Raw genomic sequence first — 12,068 nt, 5'->3', positions numbered from 1 at the left:
TCGCCGGCGTCCACCAGGGCCACCCGCAGTCCGGCCTGCGCGGCGTGCCAGGCGGTGGAGATGCCCAGGATGCCGCCACCGATCACCAGGAGGTCATAGGTCGCCTTGGAAAGCTGCTCCCGAGTCTCGGCGCGGCTCGGGTTCGAACCGTTGGCCGGGTGCGTCCCGAGGGCCGGGACGCTCTGCAGGGTGCTCATGTTGTGCTCCTCGTCAGCTCTCGTCGTCGAGCCAGCCCATGGTCCGCTCCACGGCCTTGAGCCAGTTCTTGTACTCGCGGTCACGGATGGCCGCGTCCATGCGGGGGGTCCATTCGGCGGCCCGGCGCCAGTTGGCGCGCAGCTCGTCGGTGCTGGACCAGAAGCCGACGGCCAGACCGGCCGCATAGGCAGCGCCGAGGCAGGTGGTCTCGGCGACCATCGGGCGCACCACGGGTGCGTCCAGGAAGTCCGAGATGGTCTGCATCAGCAGGTTGTTGGAGGTCATGCCGCCGTCGACCTTGAGTGCGGTCAGGTCGACGCCGGAGTCCTTGGTCATGGCGTCGGTGATCTCGCGGGTCTGCCAGGCGGTGGCCTCGAGAACGGCGCGGGCGATGTGCGCCTTGGTGACGTAACGGGTCAGGCCCGCGATGACACCGCGCGCGTCGGAGCGCCAGTAGGGGGCGAACAGGCCGGAGAAGGCCGGCACGAAGTAGGCGCCGCCGTTGTCCTCGACCGTACTGGCCAGGGTCTCGATCTCGGCCGCGCTGTTGATCAGGCCCATCTGGTCGCGCATCCACTGGACGAGCGAACCGGTGACGGCGATCGAGCCCTCCAGAGCGTAGACCGGCTGCTGGTCGCCGATCCGGTAGCCGACGGTGGTCAGCAGCCCGTTGTAGGAGTTGACCGGCTCGTGGCCGGTGTTCATCAGCATGAAGGTGCCGGTGCCGTACGTGGACTTGGCCTCGCCCTGCGCGAAGCAGGTCTGGCCGAAGAGCGCGGCCTGCTGGTCGCCGAGCGCCGAGGCGACCGGGACGCCGGCCAGCACGCCGCCGGCGGTGTGGCCGTAGACCTCGGCGGACGACTTGATCTCCGGCAGCACGGCCGCCGGGATGTCCATCGACGCCAGGATCTTGTCGTCCCACTCCAGGTTGTGGAGGTTCATCAGCATGGTGCGCGAGGCGTTGGTGACGTCGGTGACGTGGTGGCCGCCGTTGACGCCGCCGGTGAGGTTCCAGATGACCCAGGAGTCCATCGTGCCGAAGAGGATCTCGCCGCGCTCGGCGCGCTCGCGCAGGCCCTCGACGTTGTCGAGCAGCCAGCGGATCTTCGGGCCGGCGAAGTACGAGGCCAGCGGCAGACCGGTCTCCCGGCGGAAGCGGTCCTGGCCGACGTTGCGGCCGAGCTCCTTGCAGAGCGCGTCGGTGCGGGTGTCCTGCCAGACGATGGCGTTGTGGACCGGCTCACCGGTGTTCTTGTCCCAGAGGACGGTGGTCTCGCGCTGGTTGGTGATGCCGATGGCGCGGACGTCGTCGGCGGTGATGCCGGCCTTCTGCACGGCGCCGTCGACGACCTGCTGGACGTTGGTCCAGATCTCGGAGGCGTCGTGCTCGACCCAGCCCGGCTTCGGGAAGATCTGCTCGTGCTCCTTCTGGTCGACCGAGACGATCCGGCCGTCCTTGTCGAAGACGATGCAGCGGCTGGAGGTCGTGCCCTGGTCGATGGCCGCGATGAACGGTCCGTGGCCGTGGGAGGAGGTGCTGTGGGTGTCGCTCATGGTGTGCTCCAAGAAGTCTGTGCGGGCGGCGGGGCGGTCGGGCGGATCAGGCGAACGCCACCTGGTAGATGCCCCCGGCGAGGGCGCCGCCGATCAGCGGGCCGACGACCGGGATCCAGGCGTAACCCCAGTCTGAACCGCCCTTGTTCGGCAGCGGCAGCAGTGCGTGCACGATGCGCGGACCGAGGTCGCGGACCGGGTTGATGGCGTATCCGGTCGGGCCGCCCAGCGACAGACCGATGCCGACGACGACCAGTGCCACCAGCAGGGTGCCGATGACGCCGACGCCCTTGCCGTTGTCGCTCAGACCGAGCGTGAGGATCGACAGCACGAGCACGGTGGTGGCGATGATCTCGGTGGCGAGGTTCTGCACGGCATTGCGGATCTCCGGGCCGGTGGAGAAGATGCCCAGGACCGGGCCGGCCTTCGGGGCGGCGGCCTGGTCGACCATGCCCTCCTCGCTCGTGTGGTCCGCCAGCACCTCGGGATCGGTCAGATGCGCACGGAACTGTCCGTAGTACACGACCCAGACAAGTACGGCGCCGATCATGGCGCCGAGCATCTCGCCGGCCAGGTACACCGGCACCTGGCTCCAGGCGACGGCGCCCTTGATGGCGAGGCCGATCGTGACCGCGGGGTTGAGGTGCGCGCCGGACTTCGCGGCGATGTAGGCACCCGTGAGGACGGCGAAGCCCCACCCGAAGGTGATGGCCACCCACCCCGCGTTGTGCGCCTTGGAGCGCTTGAACGTGACGGCGGCGCAGACGCCGCCGCCCATGAGAAGCAGTACAGCGGTACCGATGGTCTCGCTGAGGAAGATGTCGGAGCTGGACACCGGCGACTCCTTTGTCCTTTGTCCAGGGGAAGGCGAACCCCGGGTCCCTCCGGTGGTTCGCGCCCTCCGAGAGGGCGGTGCTCGGCCCGGCACTGCCCACCATAGCGAATATTGCCGTGTGGTGTTCGACAATGCCGACCGATGAACGGCAGTTTTGTTCAGCGCCCGAACCCCGTCAAGAGGTACTTGGCCAAAAACTTAGGTGAACTTAAGGGGCGAAAGGGTCAGAACCGCCCTGCGCCAAGATCACGGGACACCGCGCGTGCACAATCGCGCACAGCAGCGACGATTTCCGGCCGCAGTTCGCCGTCCCGGCAGACCCGCTCCACCGCCCCCGTGATCCCCACCGCGCCCACCGGCATCCGCCGCCGGTCATGGATCGGTGCGGCCACCGACGCCACGCCGTCCCACGTCTCCTCCACGTCCGCGGCCCAGCCCCGGGCCCGGATCAGGTCCAGCAGCCCCTCGAAGTCCCCGAGACCGGTCACCGTGCGCGGCGTGAACGCCTCCCGGTCCGCCTCGACGACCTCGCTGTGCGCCACCGGGTCGTACGCGCAGAGCACCTTGCCCAGCGCCGTGCTGTGCAGCGGCTGCATCGCCCCCACCTCCAGCACCTGCCGGCTGTCGTCCGGCCGGAAGACGTGGTGCACCACCAGCACCCCCTGCTGGTGCAGGACGCCCAGATAGACCGCCTCGCCACTGGACCGGGCCAGGTCGTCGGTCCACACCAGGGCGCGGGCGCGCAGCTCGTGCACGTCCAGATAGCTGTTGCCCAGCCGCAGCAGCTCCGCGCCCAGCTGGTAGCGGCCCGAGACCGCGTCCTGCTCGACGAAGCCCTCCTGCTGAAGGGTGCGCAGGATTCCGTGCGCGGTGCCCTTGGCCAGTCCGAGGGAGGAGGAGATGTCCGAGAGGCCCAGCCGCCGCTCACCTCCCGCGAGCAGCCGCAGCATCGCGGCGGCCCGCTCCAACGACTGGATGGTGCGTGCCATCGGGCAACCTCCGAAGTGAGCAGTTCGACAATGCTGAACGATATCGGCCCATGCCGACTGAAGGCAGGGCACCGTGACTACTGGGCGGGTGCACCGGAGTTTGCCAATGATCACGAACGGCCCACCAACGGGGGTGGCGCGGTGCTGTCCACGCCCTGGAACGGGGAACACGTGTACCGGACCGGCAGCTACGCTGGCCGGGTGCGCCCCCTGAAGGGGGGTGCAAAGCCGACAGCCGTCGCAACCACGGGAGCATCTCCATGGCCTCGAACACGCCATCGTCCACCCCTACCGCCCGCATCCAGTCCCTGCGTGAGGCCCTGGCCACGCGGGTGGTGGTCGCCGACGGGGCGATGGGCACCATGCTGCAGGCCCAGGACCCGACCATGGAGGACTTCCAGCAGCTGGAGGGCTGCAACGAGATCCTCAACCTCACCCGGCCCGACATCGTCCGTTCGGTGCACGAGGAGTACTTCGCGGTCGGCGTCGACTGCGTCGAAACCAACACGTTCGGCGCAAACCACGCCGCCCTTTCCGAGTACGACATCCCCGAGCGGGTCCACGAGCTGTCCGAGGCCGGCGCCCGGATCGCCCGCGAGGTCGCCGACGAGTTCACCGCTTCCACCGGACAGCAGCGCTACGTCCTGGGCTCCATGGGCCCCGGCACCAAGCTGCCCACCCTCGGGCACGCCCCCTACGTCACCCTCCGCGACGCCTACCAGCAGAACGCCGAGGGCATGATCGCCGGCGGCGCGGACGCCCTGCTCGTCGAGACCACCCAGGACCTGCTGCAGACCAAGGCCGCCATCCTGGGCGCCCGCCGCGCCCTCACGGCCACCGGCACCGACCTCCCGGTGATCTGCTCGGTCACCGTCGAGACCACCGGCACCATGCTGCTGGGCTCCGAGATCGGCGCCGCGCTGACCGCGCTGGAACCGCTCGGCATCGACATGATCGGCCTGAACTGCGCCACCGGCCCGGCCGAGATGAGCGAGCACCTGCGCTACCTCGCCCGGCACTCCCGCATCCCGCTGTCCTGCATGCCCAACGCGGGCCTGCCGGTCCTCGGCAAGGACGGCGCGCACTACCCGCTGACGCCCCGGGAGCTGGCCGACGCCCAGGAGACCTTCGTCGCCGAGTACGGCCTGTCGCTGGTCGGCGGCTGCTGCGGTACGACGCCCGAGCACCTGCGGCAGGTCGTGGAGCGGGTCCGCGACCTCACCCCGCCCGAGCGCCGGCCGCGCCCCGAGCCGGGCGCCGCGTCCCTCTACCAGACCGTGCCGTTCCGCCAGGACACCTCCTACCTGGCGATCGGCGAGCGGACCAACGCCAACGGCTCGAAGAAGTTCCGCGAGGCGATGCTGGAGGGCCGCTGGGACGACTGCGTGGAGATGGCCCGCGACCAGATCCGCGAGGGCGCCCACATGCTCGACCTGTGCGTCGACTACGTGGGCCGGGACGGCGTCGCCGACATGGAGGAGCTGGCCGGCCGCTTCGCCACCGCCTCCACCCTGCCGATCGTCCTGGACTCCACCGAGGTGCCCGTCATCCAGGCCGGCCTGGAGAAGCTCGGCGGCCGCGCGGTGATCAACTCCGTGAACTACGAGGACGGTGACGGACCGGAGTCCCGGTTCGCCAAGGTCACCGCCCTGGCCAAGGAGCACGGCGCCGCGCTGATCGCGCTGACGATCGACGAGGAGGGCCAGGCCCGTACGCCCGAGAAGAAGGTCGAGATCGCCGAGCGGATCATCGACGACCTCACCGGGAACTGGGGCATCCACGAGGCGGACATCCTCATCGACACCCTGACCTTCACCATCTGCACCGGCCAGGAGGAGTCCCGCAAGGACGGCCTCGCCACCATCGAGGCGATCCGGGAGCTGAAGCGGCGCCACCCGGACGTGCAGACCACCCTGGGCCTGTCCAACATCTCCTTCGGTCTGAACCCGGCCGCCCGTATCCTGCTGAACTCCGTCTTCCTGGACGAGTGCGTCAAGGCGGGCCTGGACTCGGCGATCGTGCACGCGTCCAAGATCCTGCCGATCGCGCGCTTCGACGAGGAGCAGGTCACCACCGCCCTGGATCTGATCCACGACCGGCGGTCCGAGGGCTACGACCCGCTGCAGAAGCTCATGCAGCTCTTCGAGGGCGCCACCGCCAAGTCGCTGAAGGCCGGCAAGGCCGAGGAGCTGGCTGCGCTGCCGCTGGAGGAGCGCCTCAAGCGGCGCATCATCGACGGCGAGAAGAACGGCCTGGAGGCCGACCTCGACGCGGCCCTGCAGGACCGCCCCGCCCTCGACATCGTCAACGACACCCTCCTGGACGGCATGAAGGTCGTCGGCGAGCTCTTCGGTTCCGGCCAGATGCAGCTGCCGTTCGTGCTGCAGTCCGCCGAGGTCATGAAGACCGCGGTGGCCTACCTGGAGCCGCACATGGAGAAGTCCGACGACGAGGGCAAGGGCACCATCGTCCTGGCCACCGTCCGCGGCGACGTCCACGACATCGGCAAGAACCTCGTCGACATCATCCTGTCCAACAACGGCTACAACGTCGTCAACCTCGGCATCAAGCAGCCGGTCTCGGCGATCCTGGATGCCGCCGAGGAACACCGGGCCGACGTCATCGGCATGTCCGGGCTCCTGGTCAAGTCCACGGTGATCATGAAGGAGAACCTGGAGGAGCTCAACCAGCGCAAGATGGCGGCCGATTACCCCGTCATCCTCGGCGGCGCCGCCCTCACCCGCGCCTACGTCGAGCAGGACCTGCACGAGATCTACGAGGGCGAGGTCCGCTACGCCCGCGACGCGTTCGAGGGCCTGCGGCTGATGGACGCCCTGATCGCCGTCAAGCGCGGAGTGCCCGGCGCGGCCCTCCCCGAGCTCAAGCAGCGCCGGGTCCCCAAGCGGGACACCGCGGCGCTGGAGATCGAGGAGCCCGAGGGCGCGGTGCGCTCCGACGTCGCCACCGACAACCCGGTCCCCGCCCCGCCGTTCTGGGGCACCCGGGTCGTCAAGGGCATCCAGCTCGCCGACTACGCCTCCTGGCTGGACGAGGGCGCCCTCTTCAAGGGCCAGTGGGGCCTCAAGCAGGCCCGCACCGGCGAGGGCCCGACGTACGAGGAGCTGGTGGAGACCGAGGGCCGCCCCCGGCTGCGCGGCTGGCTCGACAAGCTGCAGACCGAGAACCTCCTGGAGGCCGCGGTCGTCCACGGCTACTTCCCCTGCGTCTCCAAGGGCGAGGACCTGATCCTGCTCCACGAGGACGGCACCGAGCGCACCCGCTTCACCTTCCCGCGCCAGCGCCGCGGCCGCCGGCTGTGCCTGGCGGACTACTTCCGCCCGGAGGAGTCCGGCGAGACCGACGTCGTCGGCCTCCAGGTCGTCACCGTCGGCTCCCGGATCGGCGCCGCCACCGCCGAGCTCTTCGAGGCCAACTCCTACCGCGACTACCTCGAACTGCACGGCCTGTCCGTCCAGTTGGCCGAGGCGCTGGCCGAGTACTGGCACGCCCGGGTCCGCGCCGAGCTGGGCTTCGGCGGCGAGGACCCCGACAACGTCGAGGACATGTTCGCGCTCAAGTACCGCGGTGCCCGCTTCTCGCTGGGCTACGGCGCCTGCCCCGACCTGGAGGACCGCGCCAAGATCGCCGACCTGCTGCAGCCGGAGCGGATCGGGGTCCAGCTCTCCGAGGAGTTCCAGCTGCACCCGGAGCAGTCCACCGACGCCATCGTCATCCACCACCCAGAGGCGAAGTACTTCAACGCCAGGTGACGTCCGTACCGCCGGGCCCCGCCCGGCGTGACGCAGCGTGAGCGGCCGGGGCCGTCCGGAGTCGTACCGGGCGGCCCCGGCCGCTGCCGTCCGGTCGTCGGCACGCATTCCGGCGCACACCGTCGTACACTTATCGATCCGGTAGTGGCCGGTCGTATCCCCCAGCCGGGGATGGCGACCGGCCTTTTCGTCCCTTGTGGGACGCGTAACGGAGGTGGATGGATGACCAGCAGCATCCCCGCAGTCGGCACCCGGACGGGCGGCGCCGCGACCCTCCAGGCCGTCTTCCTCGACCTCGACGGCACCCTCGTCGACACGGAGGGGTTCTGGTGGGAGGCCGAGGCGCAGGTGTTCGCCGAGCTCGGCCACGTCCTCGACGACGCCCACCGCGAGGTGGTCGTCGGCGGGCCGATGACCCGCAGCGCCGGGTATCTGATTCAGGCCACCGGCGCCGACATCGGCCTGACCGAGCTCAGCGTGCTGCTCAACGCCGCCTTCCTGGCCCGGATCGCCCGCGGCGTACCCCTGATGCCGGGCGCCCACCGGCTGCTGGCCGAGCTGGCCGCCCACGAGGTGCCCGCCGCGCTGGTCTCCGCCTCGCACCGCACCATCGTCGACCGGATGCTGCAGTCCCTCGGGCCGGAACACTTCCGGCTGACCCTGGCGGGCGACGACCTGCCCCGCACCAAGCCGCACCCGGACCCGTACGTCACGGCCGCCGCGCGGCTCGGGGTGGACCCGGCACGCTGCGTGGTCATCGAGGACACCCTGACCGGGGTGCGGGCGGGCGAGGCGGCCGGCTGCCCGGTCGTCGCGGTCCCCTCGGTGACCCCGATCCCGGCCGCCCCGGGCCGCAGCCTGGTCCGCTCGCTGGAAGAAGTCGATCTCGCATTTCTCCGGTCGCTCATCACGGAAAGCCGCGGCGCCGTGCACTGAGCGTGTCCCGCCAAATCCCCGGAAGAACTCAGGGCAGCGGACCGCTCATTTTCCGTGACGAAAGGGCGGGGGGCATCCTGACTGAATTGATACATCGCCGCAGAGCTGGGAATGCGTGACGTTTCTCACGTGCCGTGGCATCGACAGCGGGCCCGTCAGGTGTTCCACGGGCCCCGTTCGGAGGTTTCTACGGGGGTAAGTGTCCGGATTGGTGGAGCAACGCGCGGATCGTTCCACCGTCCGGATATCGATCACCCCGCCGACGTTATCCGGGACCCTTATCCGTTCAACTCCTTTGTGTCCCGGCGCGGCTGGCCGTTCCTACTAATGTCGACGCGAGCAACACCTCTGCGCTGATAAGGAACCTGCCGACGATGAATCGCAAGACCCTGGTGCTGCCGGCGCTGGCCGGTCTCCTTGCCCCCGTACTCGCGGCCTGTGGAAGCACGGACGGTGCGGGCGATGGCGGCGATCCGATCGTGGTGGGCGTCGCCGCCCAGATCGAGGCGACGAAGGCCGCGCCGGCCCCGCTCGACCCGGCGCAGGCCTACGACGTCGACGCGTGGAACGTGCTGCGCAGCACCCTGCAGACGCTGATGCGGCTGCCCCGGTCCGGCACCACGCCGGTGCCCGACGCGGCCGAGTCCTGCGGGTTCCGCGACACCCAGAACGAGCAGTACCGCTGCACCCTGCGCAGTGGCCTGAAGTTTTCGAACGGTCATGCCCTGACGGCCGAGGACGTCAAGTTCTCCATCGACCGCATGCGGACCATCAACAACAGCAACGGCCCGGTGGCGCTGCTCGACGACATCGACACCGTCGAGGCGCCGGACGCCAAGACCGTGGTCTTCCACCTCTCCAAGCCGGACGCCACCTTCTCGGAGAAGCTCGCCACCCCGGCCGCGGCCATCGTCGACAGCCAGGTGTACCCCAAGAGCCGCCTGTACAACGGCTTCGACGTGGTCGGCTCCGGCCCGTACACCCTCAAGGCCGAGCACAGCGGCAGCCACATCACCAAGGCCGTCTTCACCAAGAACCCCGACTACAAGGGCGGGATGAGCGTGAAGAACGACAAGGTGGAGATGCGGTTCTTCGCCGATTCGGCGGCCACGGAGAAGGCGCTGCGCAAGGGCGACATCGACCTGATGAACCGCGGCCTGGCGTCCGACCAGATCCGCGGTCTGGAGAACGCCCGCGCCCAGCACATCGCCCTCCAGGAGATGCCGGGCCAGGAGATCCGCTACCTGGCCTTCAACACCAAGGCCCCGGTCGTCTCCAACAAGGCCGTGCGCCAGGCGATGGCACAGATCGTCAACCGCTCCGATCTGGTGCGCGACGTCTACTCCTACACCAGTGACCCGCTCTACTCGATGGTGCCCACCGGCCTCACCGGTCACATCAACTCGTTCTTCACCAAGTACGGGAACCCCGGCGTCGCCGCCGCCCGGAAGACGCTGCAGCAGGCGAACATCACCACCCCGGTGAAGTTCACCCTCGCCTACACCACGAACCACTACGGTCCCAGCACCGGCAAGGAAGTCCGGGTGCTGCAGAAGCAGCTCAACGACACCAAGCTGTTCGACGTCAGCCTCAAGGGCGTCGACAGCTGGCAGCAGTACCGCACCAACTCGCAGGCCGGCAAGTACACCGTCTACCACATGGGTTGGTTCGCCGACATTCCGGACGCCGACAACTACATCGCGCCGTTCATCGGCAAGCGGAACTTCCTCGGCATCCCCTACCGCAACCCCAAGATCGAGTCGCAGCTGATCCCGGCCAGCCGCCAGGAGACCGACCGCAACGCGGCGGGCGCCGAATTCAAGCAGGCCCAGGACATCATCGCCGACGACGTTCCGCTGCTCCCGCTGTGGCAGGGCAAGCAGTACGTCGCCGCCCGCGACGACATCACCGGCATCGGCTGGGCCCTCAACTCCGCCTCCGGCCTCCAGATCTGGGAGCTCGGCCGAGGCGTCGCCGACTGACCCCCGCCGCATCCCCCCGGATGCGGCACACCCGCCGCGGTGTCCCCGCCGCGGCCCGACAGGCACCACCCAGAACGTGAGGACCTTTAGTGAGGAAGCGTGACCCGCGGCTGGCCGCCCCGATCCGAGCGGGGCTGGCGACAGCCCTGCTCGCGCTCGCCGGGTGCGGCACCGACGACTCGGCGGCGGCCGGCCACGGCGAGCCGGTCGTCATGGGAATGACGGACAAGGTCGTGGCCACCGACCCGGCAGCCGGCTACGACCCGGGTTCCTGGCTGCTGTTCAACAACGTCTTCCAGTCCCTGCTGAGCTTCCCCAAGGGCGGCAACACCCCCGAGCCGGAGGCCGCCCAGCGCTGCGGCTTCACCGACGCGGACAGCAAGGTCTACCGCTGCACCCTGAAGGACGGCCTCCACTTCAGCAACGGTGACCCGCTGACCTCGAAGGACGTCAAGTTCTCCTTCGACCGCACCCAGCGGATCAAGGACAAGAACGGCCCGGCCGTGATGTTCGCGGCCCTCGACAAGGTCGAGACGCCGGACGCCAAGACCGTGGTCTTCCACCTCAAGACGCCCGACGCCACCTTCCCCATGAAGATCGCCTCGGGTGCCGGCTCCATCGTCGACCACACCGCCTACCCGGCCGACCGGCTGCGCACCGACGGCAAGGCCACCGGCTCCGGGGTCTACACCCTCAAGTCGTACGGCAAGGACCGGGCCGTCTTCTCCGTCAACGAGCGCTACAAGGGCCCCGCCAAGGTCAAGAACTCCGGGATGACCGTGAAGTTCTTCGACGAGCCGGGCAAGCTCAAGAAGGCCGTCGAGAGCGGCGACGTCGACCTCGCCTACCGAGGCCTGGCCATGAAGGACATCGCCCACCTGGACAATGCCTCCCTGAACCAGCAGCACGGCACCCAGGTCATCGAGGGCGGCAGCGCCGAGGCCATGTACATGGTCTTCAACATGAAGGACCCGGTCGCCAAGCAGGCCGGCGTCCGCAAGGCGATCGCCTACCTCCTGGACCGCTCCACCCTCGTCCGGGACGTCTACCAGCGCACCGCCGAACCGCTCTACTCGGTCGTCCCGGCCGGCATCACCGGCCACAGCACCTCGTTCTTCAACACCTACGGCGACCGCCCGCAGCCCGACAAGGCCAAGGCCGCACTGCGCGCCTCCGGCCTGTCCGGCAAGGTCCCGCTGACCCTGTGGGCGACCCCCGACCGGTTCGGCCCCGGCACCGTCCCGGCCTTCCAGGAGATCGCCCAACAGCTCAACGCCAGCGGCCTGTTCGACGCCAAGGTGCGCTCGGTACCCACCGACGAGTACGAAAAGGGCGTCGCCGACGGCCGGTTCGGCGTCTACGTCAAGGGCTGGATCCCCGACTACCCGGACCCCGACAACTTCACCCAGCCGTTCTTCGGCAAGGACAGCGTGCTGTTCAACCACTACAACTCGCCCGCCATCACCGGCCGGCTGCTGCCCAAGACGGCCGACGAGCAGAACCGCGCCGCCACCAAGACGGCGTTCCGCGAGCTGCAGGACATCGTCGCCCGTGACGTGCCGATCATCCCGATCTGGCAGGGCAAGCAGTACGCGGTGGCCCGGAACGGCGTCACCGGCCTGGAGTGGACCCTGGACGCCTCGACCGTCTTCCGGTTCTGGGAGATCAGCAAGGCGACCGACGCCTGACGGACGCCCTGACGAGGCACTGACGGGCGCACCGACGGACGCACTGCACGACAGCGGGGCCGGTCCCGGGAGGTTTCCCTCCCCGGACCGGCCCCGCCGCCGTACCCGCCCTCACG

8 protein-coding genes are annotated in these 12,068 nt (G+C 69.3%); 4 read left to right on the top strand and 4 right to left on the bottom strand.

The genetic code is table 11. The annotated features are described in order from the left end of the window. The 4 genes from AB0E02_RS23130 to AB0E02_RS23115 form a co-directional block, all read right to left on the bottom strand. Window positions 1-197, bottom strand: a 197-nt coding sequence (locus tag AB0E02_RS23130; RefSeq protein ID WP_362142184.1) for an FAD-dependent oxidoreductase, incomplete at its 3' end; no start/stop codon positions are given. A 13-nt stretch (window positions 198-210) separates the two neighbouring features. Continuing rightward, on the bottom strand, window positions 211-1,752 hold the full coding sequence (glpK, locus tag AB0E02_RS23125; protein WP_362142182.1) for a glycerol kinase GlpK: 1,542 nt from the start codon (window positions 1,750-1,752) through the stop codon (window positions 211-213). Window positions 1,753-1,798: 46 nt separating this feature from the next. Then, window positions 1,799-2,587 carry an MIP/aquaporin family protein gene (locus AB0E02_RS23120; protein WP_030801859.1) on the bottom strand — a complete coding sequence of 263 codons (789 nt, stop codon included), beginning with the start codon at window positions 2,585-2,587 and terminating at the stop codon, window positions 1,799-1,801. A 224-nt stretch (window positions 2,588-2,811) separates the two neighbouring features. After that, a complete protein-coding gene (locus AB0E02_RS23115) occupies window positions 2,812-3,576 on the bottom strand; it encodes an IclR family transcriptional regulator (RefSeq protein WP_030414718.1) in 765 nt (254 codons plus the stop codon). A 260-nt stretch (window positions 3,577-3,836) separates the two neighbouring features. On the opposite strand from AB0E02_RS23115, the gene metH reads away from it, so the two are divergent. The 4 genes from metH (at window position 3,837) to AB0E02_RS23095 (ending at window position 11,952) form a co-directional block, all read left to right on the top strand. Continuing rightward, window positions 3,837-7,346 (top strand): methionine synthase, encoded by a 3,510-nt coding sequence (gene metH / locus AB0E02_RS23110; RefSeq protein ID WP_362142179.1) that lies wholly within the window; start codon window positions 3,837-3,839, stop codon window positions 7,344-7,346. Between the two features lie 222 nt (window positions 7,347-7,568). Further along, window positions 7,569-8,282: an HAD family phosphatase gene (locus tag AB0E02_RS23105; protein WP_030414716.1), complete on the top strand. Its 714-nt coding sequence runs from the start codon at window positions 7,569-7,571 to the stop codon at window positions 8,280-8,282. Between the two features lie 374 nt (window positions 8,283-8,656). Beyond that, on the top strand, window positions 8,657-10,264 hold the full coding sequence (locus tag AB0E02_RS23100) for an ABC transporter substrate-binding protein (protein ID WP_362142177.1): 1,608 nt from the start codon (window positions 8,657-8,659) through the stop codon (window positions 10,262-10,264). Window positions 10,265-10,353: 89 nt separating this feature from the next. After that, the gene (locus AB0E02_RS23095) at window positions 10,354-11,952 is read left to right on the top strand and encodes an ABC transporter substrate-binding protein (protein WP_362142175.1); all 1,599 of its coding nucleotides are present in this window, start codon (window positions 10,354-10,356) and stop codon (window positions 11,950-11,952) included. Window positions 11,953-12,068 lie beyond the last annotated feature (116 nt).

Source organism: Streptomyces sp. NPDC048196 (assembly GCF_040652715.1).
Taxonomy (GTDB): Bacteria; Actinomycetota; Actinomycetes; order Streptomycetales; family Streptomycetaceae; genus Streptomyces; species Streptomyces siderophoricus.
Note: the sequence above shows the minus strand (reverse complement) of the source record. Positions and strands in the feature narration are given on the sequence as shown.